This is a genomic window from Enterobacter sp. BNK-29, assembly GCF_048684785.1.
GTDB lineage: Bacteria > Pseudomonadota > Gammaproteobacteria > Enterobacterales > Enterobacteriaceae > Enterobacter > Enterobacter cloacae_M.
In genome coordinates this window covers 1,338,734-1,360,600 of the sequence record NZ_JBLQTU010000001.1, presented here as the reverse complement: position 1 = coordinate 1,360,600, position 21,867 = coordinate 1,338,734, and the positions used below count along the sequence as shown (strand labels likewise).

Here is a 21,867-nt window from a genome sequence, read left to right as displayed (position 1 = left end):
ACTAGGATGCGCGTAGTATTTTCGATGCTGTTGCTGGTGGGGTTCGCGGTGGGTGCGGCGGAGCCAACGCAGACGTTTACTGACGATCTGAACCGAAAAGTGGTAGTGCCGGTTCATCCGAAACGGATTGTCTCCTTACACGATCTGGATATCACCATTCCGCTGATTGAGCTTGGCGTGCCGCCGGTGGCAAGCCATGGCCGCACGCGGCCGGACGGCAGCCACTTTCTGCGCTCCAGCGGCATGTTGACCGGCGTCGACTTCGATAATTCCGACATTAAATTTATCGGCACGGCCGATATCGACATTGAAGCCATCGCCGCCGCAAAGCCTGATCTCATTATTACCGAGCCGACCCGCAACACCCCGGTGGAACAGCTGGCGAAAATTGCCCCGACGGTAAGTATCGATCATCTCGACGGCGGCGCGCCGGAAATCTACCGCAAGCTGGCTCAGCTGACGGGAACGCAGGCGCGGCTCAAGGTTCTGGAGCGGCGCTATCAGGAGCAGATTAAGGCGCTGAAGGCGACTATTGATACCAGCAAGGTGACCGTGTCCGTGATTCAGGCGAATCAGGGAAAGATTAACGCCATGCACAGCTACCACTCGCTGGGTCGCGTGCTGCGCGACGCCGGGTTCACCTTCCCGCCGCTGATTGAGAGCATCCCGGAAGGAGGGCGCATCGACGTCAGCGCCGAGCGCCTGCCGGAGCTGGATGCCGATTTCGTCTTCGCCACCTGGCGCGGGGATACGGGCGGTAAACCGCAGGACGAGCTGGCGGCGATGGATGCGGTCATGCCGGGCTGGTGTCAGTTCCTGAATGCCTGCCGAACCGGGCATTACGTGCTGATCTCGCGTGAAGAGGCCATCTCGAATTCGTACGCCTCGTTAGGGCTGATGGCCGCGCAGGTGCAGTCGCAGATTGCCGGGCGTCCGCTGCCGGAGGCGTCACGGTGATCCGCAAAGAGAAAGGGCGCGTGGATGTCTATGGCGACCGCTTTCGCGCGCGTGCGCATCAGCTGACGCCGCGTCTGCTGGAGGTTGCACGCTATATTCATGACAACCGCGAAGCGGTGATGGAACAGACCGCGATGGAGATCGCGACGCTGTTGAAAACCTCAGATGCCACGGTGGTCCGCGCCATTCAGGCGCTGGGTTTCGCCGGGCTGCGCGATCTCAAGCAAACGCTGGAGCAGTGGTTTGGTCCGGTGGTCACCTCCAGCGAAAAGATGTCCACCACGGTGAATACGCTCGCCAGCGACGTCAACGCGAGCATTGATTTCGTGCTGGAGGGGCATCAGCACACCTGCGAGGTGTTATCCGAGCCCCACAACCGCTACGCGATGGCCCAGGCGGTCTCTCTGCTGGCGCAGGCGAGGCAGGTCGCCATATTTGGCATTGGCGCCTCCGGCATTTTGGCCGAGTACACCGCCAGGCTGTTCAGCCGCATGGGGTTACCCGCCACGCCGCTTAACCGTACCGGAATAGGGCTCGCCGAGCAGCTGATTGCGCTTCAGCGCGGCGACGTGCTGGTGATGATGGCGCAGAAATCCGCGCACCGGGAGGGGCAAACCACGCTGCGTGAAGCAAAACGGCTGGGCATTCCCACCATCCTGCTGACCAACGCGCTCGATTCGCGCTTCAGCAAGGAGGCCAGCGTGGTGATCCACGTTCCACGCGGCGGCGAAAAAGGCAAAATTCCGCTCCACGGCACGGTGCTGCTGTGTCTGGAGATGATTATTTTATCCGTGGCCTCCACCGAGCCGCAGCGCACCATCAAGTCGATGAAGCGCATCAACGAGTTACATCGTGGGTTAAAACCGGGGAAGAAAAGCAGCTGATTTCCCCGGCTCGCGGATCACGCCTTAGGAATACGCAGCGTCTGGCCAGGATAGATTTTATCCGGGCTGGAGAGCATCGGGCGGTTAGCCTCAAAAATCTTATTGTACTTGTTGGCATCGCCGTACACGGTTTTGGAGATAGCGCTCAGGGTATCGCCGGATTTCACCGTGTAGTAGGTGGCTTCATCTTTGGCATCGGTCGCGGTGATGTTGTTCTCCACCTCGCTGACGCCCGCGATGTTCCCGACGGCGACCTGGATTTTTTCTTTCTGCTCCTGGGTCAGCCCGTCACCCGTCACGCTGGCTTTGCCGTCGGTAACGTTAACCTGAACCTTATCTGAACCGGGAATATTGAGTTTTTTGAGATGCTCGGTGATTTTGTCGCTCTGGCCTTTATGATCGGTCAGGTTATCCCATAGCTTTTCGCCTGCTTCTTTTACGAAGTTAAAAAGACCCATTCCATCCTCCTGTTAATCATGAAGTCAGAATAAGCATAGCAGTTGAGTTTTAAGCTGATAAAAAACCCGGTAGCGCTGACGCTCACCGGGTCTGTTCTCCCTCTCCTTTCGGGAAAGGGCGGGGTGGGGGGAAACTTAAACCCCTTGCTCGAGAATGCGGATGTGGGTTTCCAGCACGTCACCCTTCACCGCGTCACTCCACGCTTTCATGTGAGGGGTCTGCAGGTGCGCTTCGAGGTGCGCGACGGTTTCCCACTGCTCAACCATGATGATTGAGTCTGGCGCGGTCGCCTGGAAGCTGGCGTCAGTGGCGGCATCCACCATCGGCGCGTAGCCGTGGCAGCCTTCTTCTTTCAGTACGGTCGGGATAATTTTCACGAACTGATCCAGCACCGCCTGACGGTGATGTTGACCTGGACGAGTACGGATTTCTGCGATTACGGTAAGCATGTTTACTACTCCTTTAATTCCAGGCTACCAGTTAAGCAAAAATTTCCGCGAGATGCTTGCGATATTCTGCGATATAGCTCGGGACGTCAGGCATTTTAATCACGTCGTTGACGATAAAGGTCGGCAGCGGATCCATGCCCAGGAACTGGTTAGCCTTGTGGAACGGCAGGTACGCGCCGTCGACGCCCACGCCTTCGAAGAACTGATCTTTATCGGTGAAGGCTTCCAGCGGGGCGTTCCAGGTCAGCGAGAGCATATATTTTTTGCCCTGAATCAGGCCGCCCGAGCCGTATTTTTTGGAGGCGTCAGAGCGGGTGCGGCCATCGCTGGCATACAGTGAACCGTGACCTTCGGTGAACACGTCGTCCATGTATTTTTTTACGGTCCACGGCGCGCCCATCCACCAGCCTGGCATCTGCCAGATCACCACGTCAGCCCACAGGAAGTTCTGCACTTCGGCCTTCACGTCGTAGTTGCTGTCCGCGCGCACGACCTTAACATCATGCCCGGCGTCGCGCAGGAAACCGTCCGCGACCTCGGTCAGGGTGTCATTCAGCTGGCCTTTAGAGTGCGCAAATTCTTTTGCACCGTTGATAATCAGGATGTTGCTCATTATTTGTCCTCGATGATGAGAGTATGGCCTGTATTCTACGCGCGAGGACGGTGCGGTAAAATGAGCAAAATGTGCAAAGTCTTTTGCGTTAAACGCAATAATCCCTACCAGCTGACCTTCACTTCAAAACCGCCTTCAGGCGCATTGCTCAGCGAAACGCGCATCCCGTGCAGGGCGGCGATGCGTTTTACAATGGATAACCCCAGCCCGCTGCCCGTGGCATCCTGACCCGGCGGACGATAAAAGCGCTCGCCGATGCGCGCCAGCGCGTCAGGTGAAATGCCTGGGCCGTTGTCGCGCACGGTAAAGCCACGCGCGTCCAGCGTCACGTCCACCACGCTGCCGCGCGGACTGTAGCGAATCGCGTTATCCAGCAGGTTGCGCACCAGCAGGCTCATGAGGAGCTGCTGGCCCGTGCGTGTAACCTCTGGTGCATGGATGTTCAGGCGAATATCAATGCCCGCCTGCTGCGCCGGATGCCAGATATCCAGCACGGCTGACTGCAGTAGGTCGGCCAGGGGAATCGGTTCGACATCGTCAAGGTTATCCAGCGAGTCCAGACGCGACAGCGTGAGAAGTTGATCCACCAGCCGGGAAGCGCGGTCAATGCCAGCATGTAGCTGCGAAAGGGCTTTGGACTGCGCCTCGGGATCGTCCTGATACAGCTGCGCCACGTCAGTTTGCACCTTCAGGGCCGCCAGCGGGCTGCGTAGCTCGTGGGCGGCATCGGACGTAAAGCGGCGCTCGCGGGTCATCATCTCCTGGGTGCGCGCGAAGAGGTGATTCAGCGCGTCGAGCAGGGGGCGCACTTCCGTAGGAAGGCCCTCCGTCGGCAGTTTATCGGTGGCATCCGGCGAGCGGGAGCGCAGGGTCTGCGCCAGTTTTTTCAGCGGCTTCAGCTCCCGACTCAGGAGGACGATCAGCAGCAGCAACATCACGGGCAGCGCCACCAGCCAGGGGGTCAGCTGAGAGCTGACCACGTCCAGCGCCATCTCCTGGCGGTACTCCCACTCCTGGCCGACCACCACGCGGTATTTTCCGTCAGGTGAGGTCAGCCATAAAAAACGCCACTCGTCGTTGTCGCCCTGCAGCTGCCCGTTATCGAACCCGTCGCGGCGATAGTGGTACGGAATATCGCGTCCGTTTTCACCGTCGTTGAGGAGCATTTTGCCGTCGACGGCGTATATGGCGAAAGCCAGCGCGTCGTCGTCCAGACGACCGTGCTTCACTTTTTTCGGGATCTCGCGCATGCGTTCGGGGGCGCGGATCTCGTCCAGATCCATCGTCAGCAGCCGTTTAGCAAACAGCATCTGCTGGGTATCGAACAGCTTGTCGAGCTTGTGGGTCGTCTGCTGCCAGGCGACCAGGCTGGCGGCAAACCAGGCCGTCAGAGAGAGCAGCAGGAAGAGAAGCGTCAGGCGCAGCTTCAGGCTCAGGCGTTGCGTCAGTTTCATGCGTTACCCAGGGTGTAGCCGATGCCGTGCACGGTGCGGATAAACTCGCTCCCGAGCTTGCGGCGCAAATGATGGACGTGAACCTCGATGGCGTTGCTGGAGACGTCGTCGTCCCAGGTATAGAGTTTTTCCTCGATCAGCTTTCGCGGCAGCACCCGACCAGCGTTACGCATTAACAGCTCCAGCAGCGCGAACTCTTTTGGCTTGAGCGTCAGCGGCTCACCGTCCAGCGTGGCGACGAGACGGGTCGGATCGAGCGTGACCTTCCCGTGACGCAGTTCGCTACGCGCCTGCCCGTGGCTGCGGCGGACCAGCGCTTCGAGGCGGGCACCGACTTCGATCAGCGCGAACGGCTTACAGAGATAATCATCCGCCCCAAGACGCAGCCCTTCGACGCGCTGGTTAAGCGCATCCCGCGCCGTCAGAATTAATACCGGCTCGCTGCGCCCGCTTTCGCGCCACGCGCGCAGAATGTCCAGACCGTCAATTTCCGGCAGCGTCAGATCCAGCACCACGGCATCATAGGGCGCAGAGGAGAGCGCGGCCTGGCCGGTTTTACCGTCGGTAAACCAGTCCACGCTAAAGCCCATTTTGCTCAACCCCGCCTTGATACCGTCGCCGATTAACCTGTCGTCTTCTACCAGTAAAATGCGCATGTTCCCTCCTTGATGTCGTCAGTAAACCCTCTGTAAGCGCCTGCTGTACAGCAATAAAAAATAAATTTTTCCCTTAAGAAGTTGTTAAGGATTACCCTTTTAAATGGATTGCGAAACGACATTAAAGGGAGAGATGAAAATGAAAAAATTCGCTGCAATTGCTGCCATCATGATGATGACCACCGCGCCGGTCTTTGCTGCTCAGGGCGGTTTTACTGGCCCATCGGCCACACAGACCCAGACGCAAACTCAGCAGGGCGGTTTTGTCGATAACAACGCCAACCTCACCACCGCGGCAAAAGTGAAAGACCTGAAGGACGATGCCTGGGTGAAGCTGCGCGGGAACATCACCGAGCGCCTGTCCGATGACCGCTACACCTTCCGCGATGAGTCCGGCACGGTCGTAGTTGAGATTGACCACAAGCGCTGGAACGGCGTGACCATCACTCCGCAGGATAAAGTTGAACTGCAGGGTAAAGTCGATAAAGACTGGAACGAGTTTGAAATCGACGTGAAGCAGGTTATTAAGCTAAACAAATAACCCGAAAAGGGCCGCCTGTGCGGCCCTTTTTCTTTGTGACTCAATTCATCAGATGAGGTAGTATCTGCGGCAATATTGCCTGAAACCCTTCGGTTTCTGAGTTGAGGAATCACACGTAATGAGCGATATGGCAGAGCGCCTCGCGCTACATGAATTCACGGAAAACGCCTACCTGAACTACTCCATGTACGTCATCATGGACAGGGCGTTGCCGTTTATCGGGGATGGCCTGAAGCCCGTTCAGCGCCGCATCGTCTATGCGATGTCCGAACTGGGGCTGAACGCCACCGCCAAGTTCAAGAAATCCGCCCGTACCGTCGGTGACGTACTGGGTAAATACCATCCGCACGGCGACAGCGCCTGTTATGAAGCGATGGTGCTGATGGCGCAGCCGTTCTCTTACCGCTACCCGCTGGTGGACGGGCAGGGGAACTGGGGTGCGCCGGACGATCCGAAATCCTTCGCGGCGATGCGTTATACCGAATCCCGCCTCTCTAAATATGCCGAAGTGCTGCTGGGTGAGCTGGGTCAGGGAACCGTTGACTGGGTGCCAAACTTCGACGGTACGATGCAGGAGCCGAAGATGCTGCCTGCGCGTCTGCCGAACATCCTGCTGAACGGTACCACCGGTATCGCGGTCGGTATGGCGACGGACATTCCGCCGCACAACCTGCGTGAAGTGGCGAAAGCCGCTATTACCCTCATCGAGCAGCCGAAAGCGACGCTCGACGAGCTGCTGGATATCGTGCAGGGGCCAGATTTCCCGACCGAAGCTGAGATCATCACCTCGCGCGCGGAAATCCGCAAAATCTACCAGAACGGTCGCGGCTCCGTGCGTATGCGCGCGGTGTGGAATAAAGAGGACGGCGCCGTGGTGATCACCGCGCTGCCGCATCAGGTTTCCGGCGCCAAAGTGCTGGAGCAGATCGCCTCCCAGATGCGCAATAAAAAGCTGCCGATGGTGGACGACCTGCGCGACGAATCGGATCACGAGAACCCGACCCGTCTGGTGATCGTGCCGCGCTCCAACCGCGTGGACATGGAGCAGGTGATGAACCACCTGTTCGCCACCACCGATCTGGAAAAAAGCTACCGCATCAACCTGAACATGATTGGCCTCGATGGACGCCCGGCGGTGAAAAACCTGCTGGAGATCCTCACCGAATGGCTGACCTTCCGCCGCGATACGGTCCGTCGTCGTCTGAACCATCGTCTGGAGAAAGTGCTTAAGCGCCTGCATATCCTCGAAGGTTTGCTGGTGGCGTTCCTCAACATCGATGAAGTGATTGAGATCATTCGTACCGAGGACGAGCCGAAGCCGGCGCTGATGTCGCGCTTTGGCATCAGCGAAACCCAGGCCGAAGCGATCCTCGAACTGAAGCTGCGCCATCTCGCCAAACTGGAAGAGATGAAGATCCGCGGCGAGCAGAACGAGCTGGAAAAAGAGCGCGATCAGCTGCAGGCGATCCTCGCGTCCGAGCGCAAGATGAACACCCTGCTGAAGAAAGAGCTGCAGGCCGATGCCGACGCCTTCGGCGACGACCGTCGTTCTCCGCTGCACGAGCGCGAAGAAGCGAAGGCGATGAACGAGCACGACATGCAGCCGTCCGAGCCGGTCACCATTGTTCTGTCGCAGAGCGGCTGGGTGCGCAGCGCCAAAGGCCACGATATCGACGCGCCGGGGCTGAGCTACAAAGCGGGCGACAGCTTCAAAGCGGCGGTGAAAGGCAAGAGCAACCAGCCGGTGGCGTTTATCGACTCCACCGGCCGCAGCTACGCCATCGACCCGATTACGCTGCCTTCCGCGCGCGGTCAGGGCGAGCCGCTCACCGGCAAGCTGACGCTGCCGCCGGGGGCGACGGTTGACCATATGCTGATGGAAGCCGATGACCAGAAACTGCTGCTGGCGTCCGATGCGGGCTACGGCTTTATCTGTACCTTCAACGATCTGGTCTCCCGTAACCGTGCCGGTAAGGCGCTGATAAGCCTACCGGACAACTCCCACGTGATGGCGCCGCTGGTGATCGAGAACGAAAGCGACATGCTGCTGGCGATCACCACCGCCGGACGTATGCTGATGTTCCCGGTCAGCGATCTGCCGGAGCTGTCTAAAGGCAAGGGTAATAAGATCATCAACATCCCGTCGGCGGAAGCCGCGAAAGGCGAAGATGGCCTGGCGCATCTCTTCCTCCTGCCGCCGCAGAGCACGCTGACCATTCACGTCGGCAAGCGTAAGATCAAGCTTCGTCCGGAAGAGCTGCAGAAAGTGGTGGGTGAGCGCGGTCGCCGCGGCTCGCTGATGCGCGGCCTGCAGCGCATCGACCGCGTGGAGATTGACTCTCCTGCACGCAGCGCTGCGGGTGACAGCGAAGAGTAATGTCGTGATATCCCCCTCTGCCCGGAGGGGGAGTTTCAATAAAATTTCCCGTAAAATCGTTGTTAATTCGTGCGTTGCGATTAACAATACGCGCTCGTAATAAAGTCCTTACCTGGCCACAGGTGAAGTATAATTGTCAGCTGTTGGGGCTTCAGAGGTCGCTATGCTATATATTGTTCGTCTTATTCTTACCGTTATCTACTGCATTCTGGTCTGTATTTTCGGCTCTATTTATTGCCTTTTCAGCCCGCGTAATCCGAAGCATGTTGCCACCTTTGGCCATATGTTCGGTCGTCTTGCGCCGCTGTTTGGTCTGAAGGTTGAAAAACGTCTGCCTGAAGGGGCGGAGAATTTCGGTAACGCCATCTATATCGCCAACCATCAGAACAATTACGATATGGTGACCGCCGCAAATATCGTGCTTCCACCGACCGTGACGGTGGGAAAAAAAAGCCTGCTGTGGATCCCGTTTTTTGGCCAGCTGTACTGGCTGACCGGTAACCTGCTGATCGACCGTAACAACCGCGCGAAAGCGCACAGCACCATTGCGGAAGTGGTGAATCATTTTAAAAAGCGCAAAATCTCAATCTGGATGTTCCCGGAAGGAACGCGCAGCCGCGGCCGCGGCCTGCTGCCGTTTAAAACCGGGGCGTTTCATGCCGCAATTGCGGCAGGTGTTCCAATTATTCCTGTGTGCGTTTCTAATACTTCGAATAAGATTAATCTTAACCGCCTGAATAACGGGCTGGTGATTGTCGAAATGCTGCCACCCGTCGATACCAGCAAATACGGTAAAGACCAGGTGCGCGAGCTGGCAGCGCACTGCCGTGAGCTGATGGCTCAGCATATTGCGCAGCTCGACAAAGAAGTCGCAGAGAGAGAAGCCGCCGGTAAGATTTAATCCGGCGTTGAAGGGAAAACGAATTCCCGCGTTGTTAGTCGTTTCAGATGGAGCTTATATGTCACTCAGTCGGCGTCAGTTTATTCAGGCTTCCGGGATCGCCCTTTGTGCGGGTGCGATGCCGCTGACAGCCAGCGCCGCCGGGCAGCAACAGCCGCTGCCCATTCCGCCATTAATTGAATCTCGTCGCGGTCAGCCGCTTTTCCTGACGCTGCAGCGTAGCCACTGGTCCTTTACCCAGGGGACGCGCGCGCCGGTCTGGGGCATTAACGGACGTTATCTTGGGCCGACCATACGCGTGTGGAATGGCGATGACGTAAAGCTCATCTACAGTAACCGCACCCCTGAAAATGTCGCCATGACCATCAGCGGCCTGCAGGTGCCCGGCCCGTTGATTGGCGGCGCGGCGCGAATGATGTCACCCAGCGCCGACTGGGCGCCCGTTCTGCCGATTCGCCAGAGCGCGGCCACCCTGTGGTATCACGCCAACACGCCTAACCGCACGGCGCAGCAGGTTTATAACGGCCTGGCAGGAATGTGGCTGGTGGAAGATGAGGTCAGCAAATCCCTGCCGATCCCGAACCACTACGGCGTGGATGACTTCCCGATTATCATCCAGGACAAGCGTCTGGATAATTTCGGTACGCCGGAATACAGCGAGCCGGGCAGCGGTGGCTTCGTCGGCGATACGCTGTTGGTCAACGGCGCGCAAAGCCCGTATGTCGAGGTCTCGCGCGGCTGGGTGCGCCTGCGCCTGCTCAACGCGTCCAACTCGCGCCGCTATCAGCTGCAAATGAGCGATGGCCGTCCGCTGCACGTGATCTCCGGCGACCAGGGCTTTTTACCGGCGCCGGTTTCCGTCAAACAGCTGGCGCTCTCGCCGGGTGAACGTCGTGAAGTTCTCATTGATATGACCAACGGGGATGAAGTGTCTGTCACCTGCGGTGAAGCGGCCAGCATTGTTGACCGCATTCGCGGGTTCTTTGAACCGTCGAGCATTCTTGTCTCGACCCTGGTGCTGACCCTGCGCCCGACCGGTCTGCTGCCGCTGGTGACCGATAGCCTGCCAATGCGCCTGCTGCCGCAGGAGATCATGAGCGGCTCGCCGGTGCGCAGCCGTGATATCAGCCTGGGCGATGACCCGGGCATCAACGGCGCGCTGTGGGACGTCAACCGCATCGACATTACCGCGCAGCAGGGCACCTGGGAGCGCTGGACGGTCCGTTCAGATATGCCGCAGTCGTTCCATATTGAAGGGGTGGCATTCCTGATCCGCAACGTCAACGGTGCGATGCCGTTCCCGGAAGACCGCGGCTGGAAAGATACCGTCTGGGTGGACGGCCAGGTTGAACTGCTTGTCTACTATGGTCAGCCTTCGTGGCCGCACTTCCCGTTCCTGTTCCACAGCCAGACGCTGGAGATGATGGACAGGGGCTCCGTGGGGCAGATGCTGATCAACCCTGCGCCATAATCCTGACATTCCCGGTTCGCCGGGAATGTTTTATGCCCGCCAGAAAAAGCGCGAGAACAGAATCAGCACCGGGTAAATTTCCAGACGCCCTAAGATCATCGCCGCGCACATCAGCAGTTTTGCCCCCTCTGTTAACGTGCCAAACGTCGACGCCGTCTCCCCAAACCCCAGCCCCATGTTGTTGATGCAGGCGGCGACCGTTGCGAATGCGGTGAACAGGTCGTAGCCCATCAGATTGAGCGACCAGACAAAAAAGCCCGTGATCATTACGTAGAGAAAAAAGAAGCTCCATACCGAGCGCAGGACGCGTTCATTCACCACGCTTTTGCCCACCTTAATGCTCAGCAGCGCTCTCGGATGCGCCAGCTGGTTCATCTCCTGAATACTCTGCTTGAACATAATGAGAAAACGCAGGGCTTTGATCCCGCCGCAGGTCGAGCCTACGCAGCCGCCAAAAAAGCTGGCGCTCAACAGCAGGAAAATGGTGTGTGCGGGCCATTGGGCATAGTCGGCGGTCGAAAGGCCGTTATCGGTCATCATCGAACTGGCAAGGAAGAAGGCGTGCACCAGGCTATCCGTAGCGTTGTACATCCCGGCATGCCAGACCTGCCAGGCGGTGATGACAATAATCACCGCGGCGGCGCTCAGAAAGAATTTAACCTCCGGGCTGCGGCGAATCGGTTTCAGGGTGCGTCTGACAATGGCGACGTACCAGAGGGTGAAGTTGAACGCGGAGAGCAGTGAAAACGCCCCGGCGACCAGCTCAATCGCGTGGCTGTCATAAAACCCAATGCTCTCGCTGCGGGTGGAAAATCCGCCCAACGACACGGTCGACAGCCCGTGACAGAGGGCGTCAAAAAATGACATTCCCGCCAGCCAGTAGGCCAGGGTGCAGGCTACGCCCAGCGCGAAGTAGGTCACCCACAGCGTGCGCGCGGTATCGGCAAGGCGGGGAGTCAGACGCTCCTCCTTGAACGGCCCCGGCATCTCTGACTGATAGAGCTTCATGCCGCCGATGCCCAGCAGCGGCAGGACCGCGACGGCCAGCACGATGACGCCTAACCCGCCAATGAAATTCAGCTGTGCGCGGTAATAAAGGTACGACTTAGGCAGGGCGCTGACGTCCCCGATCACCGTTGCCCCGGTGGTGGTGATCCCGGAAACCCCTTCAAAGAGCGCGTCGGCAAAGGAGAGCCGTAGCCCGTCATCCATCCAGAGCGGCATGGCGCTAATGAATGAAAACAGCAGCCAGAACAGTACGATAATCACAAACCCGTCGCGGGTGCGCAGCTGTATGCCGGCGTGACGGGTTGCCCGCCAGGTCAAACCTCCGAGAGTAAAAAAGGTTAAAAAGGTGGTCAGGAAGGCAAAGTAGGTCCGCTCTTTATTCAGCAGGGCGATAACCATCGGCGGCAGCATGGAAAGGCTGTAGAGCAGAACCAGAAAACCGCAGAGGTGAAGGACAACCCGCAGCTGGGATACATGTAACGAATCGTTGGGCTTCACGACAGAGCTCCGCGCAAAAACACGTTCCGGGGCAAATCACCGGAAAATATAGTGAATATTATGATTCAAAATTATCAGGGCGCCGTATTTTAACGACTTCCCCGAATATCTGCCTGCTTCCTGCATCCTTTTCTTCAAATCTGGCGGATGAACAGCGTATAATCCCGCTCCTTTTGTCTATTTTTTCTTCGGAAGCATTATGAGCGCAATTTCCCTGATCCAGCCGGATCGTGACCTCTTCTCCTGGCCCCAGTACTGGGCGGCCTGCTTTGGACCGGCGCCATTCCTGCCGATGTCCCGGGAAGAGATGGACCAACTGGGCTGGGACAGCTGCGACATCATTCTGGTCACGGGCGATGCCTACGTTGACCATCCGAGCTTCGGCATGGCCATCTGTGGCCGTATGCTTGAGGCGCAGGGCTTCCGCGTGGGGATCATCTCCCAGCCTGACTGGAACAGCAAAGACGACTTTATGCGTCTGGGTAAACCGAACCTGTTCTTCGGCGTGACCGCAGGCAACATGGACTCGATGATCAACCGCTATACCGCCGACCGCAAGCTGCGTCATGACGACGCCTACACGCCGGATAACGTGGCGGGTAAACGCCCCGACCGCGCAACCCTGGTCTATACCCAGCGCTGTAAAGAAGCCTGGAAAGACGTGCCGGTGATCCTGGGCGGCATCGAGGCAAGCCTGCGCCGCACCGCCCATTACGACTACTGGTCAGATACCGTACGCCGCTCGGTGCTGGTGGATTCCAAAGCCGATATGCTGATTTACGGTAACGGCGAGCGTCCGCTGGTGGAAGTGGCGCACCGTCTGTCGCAGGGTGAGCCGGTGAGCAGCATCCGCGACGTGCGCAATACCGCCATCATGGTGAAAGAGGCGCTGCCGGGCTGGAGCGGGGTGGATTCCCGCATCATTGATATGCCGGGCAAAATCGACCCGATCCCGCACCCGTACGGTGAAGACCTGCCGTGTGCCGATAACAAGCCGGTTGAGCCGAAAAAAGCGGAAGCGAAGGCTATCGTTGTGCAGCCGCCGCGCCCGAAACCGTGGGAAAAGACCTACGTGCTGCTGCCGTCCTACGAGAAGGTGAAAGCCGACAAGGTGCTCTACGCGCACGCGTCCCGTATTCTGCACCATGAAACCAACCCGGGCTGCGCCCGCGCGCTGATGCAGAAGCACGGCGAGCGCTTTATCTGGATTAACCCGCCGGCGATCCCGCTCTCCACCGAAGAGATGGACAGCGTCTTTGCGCTGCCGTACAAGCGCGTGCCTCACCCGGCGTACGGTAACGCCCGTATCCCGGCGTATGAGATGATCCGCTTCTCGATCAACATCATGCGCGGCTGCTTCGGCGGCTGTTCGTTCTGCTCCATTACCGAGCACGAAGGCCGTATTATCCAGAGCCGCTCTGAAGATTCGATCATCAATGAGATCGAAGCGATTCGCGACTCGGTGCCGGGCTTTACCGGCGTAATTTCCGACCTTGGCGGCCCAACCGCGAATATGTACATGCTGCGCTGCAAGTCGCCGCGCGCGGAGCAAACCTGCCGTCGCCTCTCCTGCGTCTATCCGAGCATTTGCGAGCATATGGACACCAACCATGAGCCGACGATTAACCTCTACCGCCGCGCGCGCGACCTGAAGGGCATCAAAAAGATCCTGATCGCGTCCGGGGTACGTTACGACATCGCCGTGGAAGATCCGCGCTACATCAAAGAGCTGGCGACGCACCATGTCGGCGGCTATCTGAAGATTGCGCCGGAGCACACCGAGGAAGGCCCGCTGTCGAAAATGATGAAGCCGGGCATGGGCAGCTACGATCGCTTTAAAGAGCTGTTCGATACCTATTCGAAGCAGGCGGGTAAAGAGCAGTATCTGATCCCGTACTTCATCTCCGCCCACCCGGGCACGCGCGATGAGGACATGGTGAACCTGGCGCTGTGGCTGAAGCAGCGTCGCTTCCGCCTGGATCAGGTGCAGAACTTCTATCCGTCACCGCTCGCCAACTCGACGACCATGTATTACACCGGCAAGAACCCGCTGAGTAAGATTGGCTACAAGAGTGAAGAGGTGGTGGTGCCGAAAGGGGATAAACAGCGCCGTCTGCATAAAGCGCTGCTGCGCTACCACGATCCGAAAAACTGGCCGCTGATCCGTCAGGCGCTGGAAGAGATGGGTAAAAAACACCTGATCGGCTCGCGACGCGACTGCCTGGTACCGGCCCCGACGCTGGATGAGATGCGCGAAGCGCGTCGACAGAACCGCAATACGCGCCCGGCGCTGACCAAGCACACGCCGATTGTGCATCAGCGTTCGAACGGTGGAGCGGGAACGAAGAAGAACGTAAAACCTAAGATCGGTTAAACATGTAACAAAGCCCAGTGGCGCTGCGCTTACCGGGCCTACAGGTCGGCGCGTAGGCCGGGTAAGGCGAAGCCGCCACCCGGCTTTTTTCTGCATAAGGGTAGGAGGCCCAAAATGAAAATAAGGAAGTTAACAGGAGCGATGCTGATTGGCCTGACGCTATCCGGTTGTGTAATGCACCGCCAGACGCAGCCAGAAGTGGAAGGATCTCTAATCGATAGCGCAGGTAAGCCTGTCCCGGGCGCAAAAATAATATTAGACAGGGAGCAGACGCTTTCTGACGACAACGGTCATTTTGCTTTTCAGAGCCAGCATGAGTGGATCTTTTTTCTGCCAATAGGTCCGATGGACTGGATTTATCACACCCCGCTCCAGATAAGCGTCAACGGAAAGGAATATGAAGCAGAAGCAGGCGGCGGTCTCGGTGGGCCACATAACCTTGAAGGGAAAGTGTATAAAGTTATTTGCACATTGCCTGACCTTCCCGGAGAAGCGAGATGTCAGTCCGGTTTATAGATTAAAACGAGCCCGGCACAAGACCGAGCTCGTTTTAGGTATTACCCGCCAAACTGGTCCGGGTCCGGGCCTAAACGTTTACCCTTATCCAGCTTCGCAATCTCACCCAGCTCTTCTTTGTCCAGACGGAAATCCCAGACGTCGAAGTTCTCGGCGATGCGCGATGGCGTGACCGATTTCGGGATGACCACCAGGCCGTTGTCCAGATGCCAGCGAATGACGATTTGCGCCGGGGTTTTACCGTATTTATCCGCCAGCTCACGGATAATCTTTTGATCAAACACCCCTTCGCCGCCCTGCGCCAGCGGGCTCCAGGACTCGGTCTGGATTTTATGCGTAGCGTTCCAGGCATGTAGCTGGCGCTGCTGCATCAGCGGGTGCAGCTCAATCTGGTTAATCACTGGCGCAACGCCAGTCTCGTCAATCAGCCGCTGCAGGTGATGAACCTGGAAATTACAGACGCCGATGCTTTTCACCAGCCCCTCTTTCTGCAGTTCAATCATCCCTTTCCAGGCGTCAACGTAGTGATCGATAGCCGGAACCGGCCAGTGCATCAGCCAGAGATCGACGAAATCGAGCTGGAGTTTCTCCAGGCTCTCCTCCAGCGCTTCGCGGGGCCGTTTTTGATCGTCGTTCCACAGTTTCGTGGTGATAAATAACTCATCGCGGGGGACGCCAGCGCAGGCCAGTGCCTTACCCACGCCGTCCTCGTTTTTATATGCGGCGGCGGTATCAATGGACCGATAGCCGACTTCCAGGGCTTTATGAATGGCGGAGACGACCTCGTCGTTACCGGCTTTCCATACACCTAGCCCCAGCTGGGGCATCACGTTGCCGTCCTGCAGCTTGATTACGGTTTGGTTTGCCATTTTTCCTCCTTCAGGTGCGCATCGCCGGAGGGTTCCTCCGGCGATGGGTTGTGCATTAAGTCTGGACGAAATGTCAAAAAACGAAAGTCGGGAGGGCAAAAACGCTTAGCGTGCCGCTTCGTAGATGCGACGGCTGACGTCCAGCGTAATGTCGCCGTGCTCGCCCAGGTGGGTCATGCCGTGTTCTTCGAGTTTTGCCAGCAGGGCAGGGATGGAGCTGCCGTCCAGACCGTAGCCAGAGAGACGCGTTGGCACGCCCAGACCTTCAAAGAAGCTGCGGGTCGCTTCGATGGCGGCATCAATACGCGCATCGTCGGAACCCTCGGTGATGTTCCACACGCGTTCTGCGTACTGCAGCAGTTTGGCACGCTTGGTATCCCGCTTTTCGTTCCACAGCGCAGGCAGCACAACGGCCAGCGTTTGCGCGTGGTCCAGACCGTGCATCGCCGTCAGCTCGTGGCCCAGCATGTGGGTTGCCCAGTCCTGCGGTACGCCAGCCCCGATCAGGCCGTTCAGCGCCTGCGTTGCCGCCCACATGACGTTGGCACGCACGTCGTAATTTTCCGGCTCTTTCAGCGCTTTCGGACCTTCTTCGACGAGCGTCAGCAGAATGCCTTCCGCGAAGCGATCCTGAATTTTGGCATTCACCGGATACGTGACGTACTGCTCAACGGTGTGAACAAAGGCATCGACCACGCCGTTTGCCACCTGACGCGCAGGCAGGGTGTAGGTGTAAACCGGATCCAGGATCGCGAACACAGGCTGAACGTGTTCGTTCATGAAGGCCTGTTTGTCGCCGGTCGTTTTACGGGAGATCACCGCGCCCTTGTTGGATTCAGAGCCGGTGGCCGGCAGGGTCAGCACGGAGCCCATCGGGATGGCGCTTTTAATGTCGCTGCCGCGAGTTTCCAGAATGTGCCACGGATCGATGCCGTCAGCGTAGTGCGCTGCCGCCGCGATGAATTTGGTGCCGTCCAGCACGGAGCCGCCGCCGACGGCCAGCAGGAAGGTGATCTTCTCTTCGCGGGCGATTTTCACCGCGTTCATCAGCGTTTCGTAAGACGGATTTGGCTCGATGCCGCCGAACTCACGCACGTCCAGACCGTCCAGGGCGCTGTAAACCTGATCCAGCACGCCGGTTTTTTTCACGCTGCCGCCACCGTAGGTGATCAGTACGCGGGCGTCAGCGGGGATCTGGGCGCGCAGATCGGCGATAGCGTCTTTACCAAACAGAATGCGGGTTGGGGTGTGAAGATTAAAGTTGTTCATTGCTCGTTCCCTTTAGTGGGTGAAAAACCGTGGTGGCGCAGAGGGCGACCTGATGCTGCACATTGTGGCCGTCCGGGGCTATCCTCTCAATGCACATTCCTGCCGATGTCTTGCCCATTTCTACAGAGCGCTGGAGAAAGCGCAGAAAACGACGCACACTGTCAACGTCGGAAACCGTACCCGGAGTAACGTAATATGAACCGTGAAGCGATCTGCCATCAGCTCACTGCGCAGATTAAAAGACTGATAGATAAAGAAAATGGCGTCAGCGATCTGCTTCCTGACATTCGCCTGCTTTATGGCACGCAGCCCGGGACGCGCACGCCGGTGATGTACCAGCCGGGCATCGTTTTTCTCTTCTCGGGCCATAAAATTGGCTATATCAACGAGCGCGTGTTCCGCTACGACACCAATGAATATCTGCTCCTGACGGTACCTTTACCCTTCGAATGTGAAACCTTCGCGACAGAAGCCGTTCCGCTGGCCGGTATTCGCGTCAACGTCGATATTCTTCAGCTGCAGGAGCTGCTGATGGAGATTGGCGAAGATGAGTTCTTCCAGCCGTCTATGGCATCGAGCGGGATTAACTCGGCGACGCTGTCGGAAGAGATCCTCTGCGCCATTGAACGTCTGCTGGACGTGATGGAAAGGCCGCTGGACGCGCGTATTCTGGGCAAGCAGATCGTCCGCGAAATTCTCTACCATGTGCTGCTGGGCCCGGGCGGCGGGGCGTTACTGGCTCTTGTGAGCCGGCAGACCCACTTCAGCTTGATAAGCCGCGTGCTCAAGCGCATTGAAAGCCAGTACACGGAGAACCTCAGCGTCGACCAGCTGGCGGCGGAAGCGAACATGAGCGTCTCGGCGTTTCATCATAACTTCAAGTCGGTGACCAGCACCTCGCCGCTGCAGTACCTTAAAACCTACCGGCTGCATAAGGCGCGGATGCTGATGATCCACGACGGCATGAAGGCCAGCGCGGCGGCAATGCGGGTGGGTTACGAAAGCGCGTCGCAGTTCAGTCGGGAGTTTAAGCGCTATTTCGGTGTTACGCCGGGAGAAGATGCATCGCGCATCCGAACCATGCAGGGAGCTTAAGCTTTTTCCTCTCTCCCCTATGGGGAGAGGGTCAGGGTGAGGGGATCACGCGCTGCAGTACTTCTTCTTAATCACCACCGCGATGGTTCCCACCAGGCCTGCCACCAGCAGGAACATCGGCAGCACCATCAGGAAGGTCATCACCTGATCTTCATGGTGTTTCACAAAGGGGATCATATTCAGCGCATAGCCGAGCGTGGTGACCACACCCACCCACAGCAGAGCGCTCAGCCAGTTGAAGAACTGGAAGCGGCGGTTTGACAGGCCGGAAATGCCCGCCATCGTAGGCAGAAGCGTGCGAACAAACGCGAGGAAACGTCCCGCCAGCAGGGCCAGCAGGCCGTGCCTGTCGAACATGCAGGTCGCACGCTGATGATATTTATGCGGTAACTGCGCCAGCCAGCCTTTTACGACGCGGGTATTCCCAAGCCAGCGGCCCTGCAGATAGCTCAGCCAGCAGCCCAGGCTGGCTGCGGAGGTGAGAATAACCATTGTTGGCGTGAAGTCCATGACGCCTTTCCCGATTAACGCCCCGGCAAGTAAAAGCAGGCTGTCACCGGGTAAAAACGAGGCTGGCAGTAATCCATTTTCCAGAAACAGAGTTGCGAACATCACGAGGTAAACGATACCAACGATGTGAGGATCCGCCAGCGCGGCAAAGTCGTGATGCCAGAGCGCCGCGATAATATCTTGAATAACAGCCATGGACTTTCCTGTGGAACAGCAGATATAGCGCTATTGTACTCCCTTATTCGCCCGTCGGGTTTGATCCCGGGCGCAACTCATGCAGACTTTTCTCATTGCCGTGTCCACAAAAGCGTCCAGAGAGTACATTTTCAGCCAGCACTCTACACGATACGCTCGAACCCTGCTGTTAAATCGGCAATCAGATCGTCAACATTTTCTAAACCGATATGCAGTCGAATCAGGGTACCGCTGAAGTCCACTTCACCGCCGGGACGAAGAGCCGCAACCTGTTCCGGCTGATTAGGCAGGATCAGGGATTCAAAACCGCCCCAGGAGTAGGCCATGCTGAAGAGTGTAAAATTATCCAGATAGCTCGCCAGCTCGTCGTGATTCAGCCGCTTTTTCAGTACGAACGAGAACAAACCGCTGCTGCCCGTAAAGTCACGCTGCCAGAATTCGTGGCCTTTACTGCCCGGTAGCGCGGGATGATTCACGCGCTCAACCTGCGGATGCTGCGCCAGCCATTCGGCCACCTTCAGGCTGCTTTCATGGTGCTGACGCAGGCGAACGCCCAGCGTGCGGAGTCCGCGGCTGGTCATGTAGGCCGTATCTGCATCCACCATCTGGCCCATCAGGTAGGCATTTTCACGCAGCTGATCCCAGCAACGCGAGTTGGAAACCGCGGTGCCAATCATGCCGTCAGAGTGGCCTATCAGGTATTTCGTCGCCGCCTGAATCGAGATATCAATGTCGAATTCCAGCGCTTTAAACAGCACGCCCGCCGCCCAGGTGTTGTCGATCATCACGATCGCCTCTGGGGCTTTGCTGCGCACGGCCTTCACGATAGCCGGCACGTCGTGAACTTCCATGGTGAGCGATCCCGGAGATTCCAGGAACACAATGCGCGTGTTTGGCTGAATAAGTTCGGCAATGCCTTCGCCAATCAGCGGGTCGAACCAGCCGGTCGTTACGCCGAGCTTGCTGAGGATTTTGGTGCAGAAGTCCTGGCTGGGTTCGTAGGCGGTGTTGGTCATCAGGATATGGTCGCCCTGTTCCACAAACGCCAGAATGGTGTTGGCGACCGCCGCCGCCCCGCACGGGAACAGCGCGCAGCCTGCGCCGCCTTCCAGCTCGCACATCGCCTCCTGAAGAGAGAAATGGGTTAGCGTGCCGCGACGGCCATAAAACAGCCCGCCTTTCGCGCGGTTGCGCGTGGCAATTTTTTTCTCCTCAACGGTATCAAACACCAGCGAGGAGGCTCGTTGAATCACGCTGTTGACCGATCCCTGCGTATATTTTTTGCTGCGTCCTGCCTGTACCAGCGTGGTATCAAGATGCTTCTTTGTCATGTTCGCTAACCCTGTTTTTATACGTCTGGACGTCCAGACTACCACGATTGGAAAAAACTGCACCCCGAGGCTTATCGAATAAGCAGAAAATATTAGCAAAAATTCGCATAAGAAATTTTTACTGCGTAAGCGCAAGGAAAGTGAGCGAAAATTACGGCACCATGCAAATACTAATGAGAACTACTATCAATTCGACGACGTTTTGATATTATTACGCTCAGATTTTGTGATTTGCGTCCTGGAGATACAGAGTGGGTAATAATTTGATGCAGACGGATCTCTCCGTTTGGGGCATGTATCAGCATGCTGACATCGTGGTTAAGATTGTGATGATCGGCCTGATTCTGGCGTCCGTTGTCACCTGGGCTATTTTCTTCAGCAAAAGCGCCGAGCTGCTTGCTCAGAAGCGCCGCCTTAAGCGGGAACAGCAGCAGCTGGCCGAAGCCCGCTCTCTGGATCAGGCTGCAGACTTGACCTCATCCTTCCACGCGAAAAGCCTGACCACCCTGTTAGTGAATGAAGCACAGAACGAGCTGGAACTCTCCGCTGGCAGTGAAGATAACGAAGGCATCAAAGAACGTACCGGTTTCCGCCTGGAGCGTCGCGTTGCGGCCGTTGGCCGACACATGGGACGCGGCAATGGTTATCTGGCGACCATCGGCGCAATCTCACCGTTCATCGGTCTTTTCGGTACGGTCTGGGGCATCATGAACAGCTTTATCGGTATCGCGCAGACCCAAACCACCAACCTGGCGGTCGTTGCGCCGGGTATCGCAGAAGCGCTGCTGGCGACGGCAATCGGTCTGGTTGCCGCTATCCCGGCGGTGGTCATCTACAACATCTTCGCGCGTATGATTGGCAGCTACAAAGCCACGCTGGGTGACGTTGCCGCGCAGGTTCTGCTGCTGCAAAGCCGCGATCTCGACCTGAACGCCAGCTCGGTTAAGCCGGTGCACGCGGCGTCTAAACTGCGCGCAGGTTAAGAGTATGGCGATGCGTCTAAACGAAAATCTGGACGATAACGGCGAAATGCATGAAATCAACGTGACGCCGTTTATCGACGTCATGCTGGTTCTGCTGATTATCTTCATGGTGGCCGCACCGCTGGCGACGGTGGATGTGAAGGTCAATCTGCCTGCCTCTTCCAGCCAGCCCCAGCCGCGCCCGGAGAAGCCTGTCTACCTGTCGGTGAAGGCGGATAAATCCATGTTCCTCGGGAATGACCCGGTGACGGCCGACTCGGTCATCCCGGCGCTGGAGCAGCTTACGGGCGGTAAGAAAGACACCACGGTCTTCTTCCGTGCGGATAAAACCGTTGATTATGAAACCATGATGAAGGTAATGGACACGCTGCATCAGGCGGGTTACCTGAAGATTGGACTGGTCGGCGAAGAGAAAGCGACCTCGAAGTGATAAAGAAGCTGGCGAAAGCCGGCTTTT

The 21,867-nt window shown here is 57.6% G+C and carries 21 protein-coding genes; 11 read left to right on the top strand and 10 right to left on the bottom strand.

What is annotated here, in order from left to right; translation table 11 throughout:
* Positions 1 to 6: 6 nt before the first annotated feature.
* Entirely contained in the window at positions 7 to 957 is a 951-nt protein-coding gene (locus tag ACMGGX_RS06365; RefSeq protein ID WP_348561763.1) for an iron-siderophore ABC transporter substrate-binding protein, read from the top strand.
* Positions 954 to 1,841 carry a MurR/RpiR family transcriptional regulator gene (locus ACMGGX_RS06360; RefSeq protein ID WP_126796213.1) on the top strand — a complete coding sequence of 296 codons (888 nt, stop codon included), beginning with the start codon at positions 954 to 956 and terminating at the stop codon, positions 1,839 to 1,841. Before ACMGGX_RS06365 ends, ACMGGX_RS06360 begins: the two co-directional genes overlap by 4 nt.
* Positions 1,842 to 1,858: 17 nt before the next feature.
* Here ACMGGX_RS06360 and lysM read toward each other — a convergent pair whose 3' ends face one another.
* The 5 genes from lysM to qseB all read right to left on the bottom strand — a co-directional run bounded on the left by lysM (position 1,859) and on the right by qseB (position 5,472).
* The gene (gene lysM / locus ACMGGX_RS06355; RefSeq protein WP_023309194.1) at positions 1,859 to 2,299 is read right to left on the bottom strand and encodes a peptidoglycan-binding protein LysM; all 441 of its coding nucleotides are present in this window, start codon (positions 2,297 to 2,299) and stop codon (positions 1,859 to 1,861) included.
* A gap of 135 nt (positions 2,300 to 2,434) precedes the next feature.
* Complete coding sequence (locus tag ACMGGX_RS06350; protein WP_023309193.1) at positions 2,435 to 2,749, bottom strand: putative quinol monooxygenase; 315 nt, start codon at positions 2,747 to 2,749, stop codon at positions 2,435 to 2,437.
* A gap of 31 nt (positions 2,750 to 2,780) precedes the next feature.
* Positions 2,781 to 3,362, bottom strand: coding sequence for an NAD(P)H-dependent oxidoreductase (locus ACMGGX_RS06345; RefSeq protein ID WP_023333418.1), 582 nt, complete (start codon positions 3,360 to 3,362; stop codon positions 2,781 to 2,783).
* A gap of 104 nt (positions 3,363 to 3,466) precedes the next feature.
* Complete coding sequence (gene qseC, locus ACMGGX_RS06340) at positions 3,467 to 4,816, bottom strand: quorum sensing histidine kinase QseC (protein ID WP_420298186.1); 1,350 nt, start codon at positions 4,814 to 4,816, stop codon at positions 3,467 to 3,469.
* Entirely contained in the window at positions 4,813 to 5,472 is a 660-nt protein-coding gene (gene qseB, locus ACMGGX_RS06335; RefSeq protein ID WP_063439516.1) for a quorum sensing response regulator transcription factor QseB, read from the bottom strand. The genes qseC and qseB overlap by 4 nt, the downstream gene beginning before the upstream one ends.
* A 139-nt stretch (positions 5,473 to 5,611) precedes the next feature.
* On the opposite strand from qseB, the gene ACMGGX_RS06330 reads away from it, so the two are divergent.
* From ACMGGX_RS06330 to ftsP, 4 genes are all read left to right on the top strand, one after another.
* The gene (locus tag ACMGGX_RS06330) at positions 5,612 to 6,013 is read left to right on the top strand and encodes a YgiW/YdeI family stress tolerance OB fold protein (RefSeq protein ID WP_420298185.1); all 402 of its coding nucleotides are present in this window, start codon (positions 5,612 to 5,614) and stop codon (positions 6,011 to 6,013) included.
* Between the two features lie 118 nt (positions 6,014 to 6,131).
* On the top strand, positions 6,132 to 8,390 hold the full coding sequence (gene parC / locus ACMGGX_RS06325; protein WP_348561766.1) for a DNA topoisomerase IV subunit A: 2,259 nt from the start codon (positions 6,132 to 6,134) through the stop codon (positions 8,388 to 8,390).
* 163 nt (positions 8,391 to 8,553) lie between these two features.
* On the top strand, positions 8,554 to 9,291 hold the full coding sequence (plsC, locus tag ACMGGX_RS06320) for a 1-acylglycerol-3-phosphate O-acyltransferase (RefSeq protein ID WP_023309187.1): 738 nt from the start codon (positions 8,554 to 8,556) through the stop codon (positions 9,289 to 9,291).
* 58 nt (positions 9,292 to 9,349) lie between these two features.
* On the top strand, positions 9,350 to 10,762 hold the full coding sequence (ftsP, locus tag ACMGGX_RS06315) for a cell division protein FtsP (RefSeq protein WP_023309186.1): 1,413 nt from the start codon (positions 9,350 to 9,352) through the stop codon (positions 10,760 to 10,762).
* Between the two features lie 30 nt (positions 10,763 to 10,792).
* Here the strand turns inward: ftsP and ACMGGX_RS06310 are convergent, their stop codons facing one another.
* Entirely contained in the window at positions 10,793 to 12,268 is a 1,476-nt protein-coding gene (locus tag ACMGGX_RS06310) for a TrkH family potassium uptake protein (RefSeq protein ID WP_023309185.1), read from the bottom strand.
* 199 nt (positions 12,269 to 12,467) lie between these two features.
* On the opposite strand from ACMGGX_RS06310, the gene ACMGGX_RS06305 reads away from it, so the two are divergent.
* Positions 12,468 to 14,642 (top strand): YgiQ family radical SAM protein, encoded by a 2,175-nt coding sequence (locus ACMGGX_RS06305; protein ID WP_420298184.1) that lies wholly within the window; start codon positions 12,468 to 12,470, stop codon positions 14,640 to 14,642.
* A 114-nt stretch (positions 14,643 to 14,756) separates the two neighbouring features.
* Positions 14,757 to 15,158, top strand: coding sequence for a carboxypeptidase-like regulatory domain-containing protein (locus tag ACMGGX_RS06300; protein ID WP_325760635.1), 402 nt, complete (start codon positions 14,757 to 14,759; stop codon positions 15,156 to 15,158).
* A 41-nt stretch (positions 15,159 to 15,199) separates the two neighbouring features.
* Here ACMGGX_RS06300 and dkgA read toward each other — a convergent pair whose 3' ends face one another.
* Both dkgA and yqhD read right to left on the bottom strand, forming a co-directional pair.
* Positions 15,200 to 16,027 carry a 2,5-didehydrogluconate reductase DkgA gene (gene dkgA / locus ACMGGX_RS06295; protein WP_348561768.1) on the bottom strand — a complete coding sequence of 276 codons (828 nt, stop codon included), beginning with the start codon at positions 16,025 to 16,027 and terminating at the stop codon, positions 15,200 to 15,202.
* A 105-nt stretch (positions 16,028 to 16,132) separates the two neighbouring features.
* Entirely contained in the window at positions 16,133 to 17,296 is a 1,164-nt protein-coding gene (gene yqhD, locus ACMGGX_RS06290) for an alcohol dehydrogenase (RefSeq protein ID WP_047743759.1), read from the bottom strand.
* 195 nt (positions 17,297 to 17,491) lie between these two features.
* Here yqhD and ACMGGX_RS06285 point away from each other — a divergent pair, with 195 nt between their 5' ends.
* Positions 17,492 to 18,391, top strand: a complete 900-nt coding sequence (locus tag ACMGGX_RS06285; protein ID WP_023309177.1) for an AraC family transcriptional regulator — start codon at positions 17,492 to 17,494, stop codon at positions 18,389 to 18,391.
* 45 nt (positions 18,392 to 18,436) lie between these two features.
* Here ACMGGX_RS06285 and yghB read toward each other — a convergent pair whose 3' ends face one another.
* Positions 18,437 to 19,096, bottom strand: coding sequence for a DedA family general envelope maintenance protein YghB (gene yghB, locus ACMGGX_RS06280; protein WP_029740714.1), 660 nt, complete (start codon positions 19,094 to 19,096; stop codon positions 18,437 to 18,439).
* A 143-nt stretch (positions 19,097 to 19,239) separates the two neighbouring features.
* Entirely contained in the window at positions 19,240 to 20,427 is a 1,188-nt protein-coding gene (gene metC / locus ACMGGX_RS06275; protein ID WP_420298183.1) for a cystathionine beta-lyase, read from the bottom strand.
* 251 nt (positions 20,428 to 20,678) lie between these two features.
* Between metC and exbB the strand changes: the two genes are divergently transcribed.
* Positions 20,679 to 21,410 (top strand): tol-pal system-associated acyl-CoA thioesterase, encoded by a 732-nt coding sequence (gene exbB, locus ACMGGX_RS06270; protein ID WP_348561769.1) that lies wholly within the window; start codon positions 20,679 to 20,681, stop codon positions 21,408 to 21,410.
* A 4-nt stretch (positions 21,411 to 21,414) separates the two neighbouring features.
* Complete coding sequence (gene exbD / locus ACMGGX_RS06265) at positions 21,415 to 21,840, top strand: TonB system transport protein ExbD (protein WP_420298182.1); 426 nt, start codon at positions 21,415 to 21,417, stop codon at positions 21,838 to 21,840.
* Positions 21,841 to 21,867 lie beyond the last annotated feature (27 nt).

Bases quoted from the DNA above. Each gene is read 5' to 3' on its own strand.
- ACMGGX_RS06300 (WP_325760635.1), top strand. From the start codon at position 14,757: ATGAAAATAAGGAAGTTAACAGGAGCGATGCTGATTGGCCTGACGCTA.
- plsC (WP_023309187.1), top strand. From the start codon at position 8,554: ATGCTATATATTGTTCGTCTTATTCTTACCGTTATCTACTGCATTCTG.
- yghB (WP_029740714.1), bottom strand. From the start codon at position 19,096: ATGGCTGTTATTCAAGATATTATCGCGGCGCTCTGGCATCACGACTTT.
- yqhD (WP_047743759.1), bottom strand. From the start codon at position 17,296: ATGAACAACTTTAATCTTCACACCCCAACCCGCATTCTGTTTGGTAAA.
- qseB (WP_063439516.1), bottom strand. From the start codon at position 5,472: ATGCGCATTTTACTGGTAGAAGACGACAGGTTAATCGGCGACGGTATC.
- exbD (WP_420298182.1), top strand. From the start codon at position 21,415: ATGGCGATGCGTCTAAACGAAAATCTGGACGATAACGGCGAAATGCAT.
- metC (WP_420298183.1), bottom strand. From the start codon at position 20,427: ATGACAAAGAAGCATCTTGATACCACGCTGGTACAGGCAGGACGCAGC.
- qseC (WP_420298186.1), bottom strand. From the start codon at position 4,816: ATGAAACTGACGCAACGCCTGAGCCTGAAGCTGCGCCTGACGCTTCTC.
- ftsP (WP_023309186.1), top strand. From the start codon at position 9,350: ATGTCACTCAGTCGGCGTCAGTTTATTCAGGCTTCCGGGATCGCCCTT.
- ACMGGX_RS06305 (WP_420298184.1), top strand. From the start codon at position 12,468: ATGAGCGCAATTTCCCTGATCCAGCCGGATCGTGACCTCTTCTCCTGG.
- parC (WP_348561766.1), top strand. From the start codon at position 6,132: ATGAGCGATATGGCAGAGCGCCTCGCGCTACATGAATTCACGGAAAAC.
- ACMGGX_RS06350 (WP_023309193.1), bottom strand. From the start codon at position 2,749: ATGCTTACCGTAATCGCAGAAATCCGTACTCGTCCAGGTCAACATCAC.
- ACMGGX_RS06330 (WP_420298185.1), top strand. From the start codon at position 5,612: ATGAAAAAATTCGCTGCAATTGCTGCCATCATGATGATGACCACCGCG.
- dkgA (WP_348561768.1), bottom strand. From the start codon at position 16,027: ATGGCAAACCAAACCGTAATCAAGCTGCAGGACGGCAACGTGATGCCC.
- ACMGGX_RS06365 (WP_348561763.1), top strand. From the start codon at position 7: ATGCGCGTAGTATTTTCGATGCTGTTGCTGGTGGGGTTCGCGGTGGGT.
- ACMGGX_RS06345 (WP_023333418.1), bottom strand. From the start codon at position 3,362: ATGAGCAACATCCTGATTATCAACGGTGCAAAAGAATTTGCGCACTCT.
- lysM (WP_023309194.1), bottom strand. From the start codon at position 2,299: ATGGGTCTTTTTAACTTCGTAAAAGAAGCAGGCGAAAAGCTATGGGAT.
- ACMGGX_RS06285 (WP_023309177.1), top strand. From the start codon at position 17,492: ATGAACCGTGAAGCGATCTGCCATCAGCTCACTGCGCAGATTAAAAGA.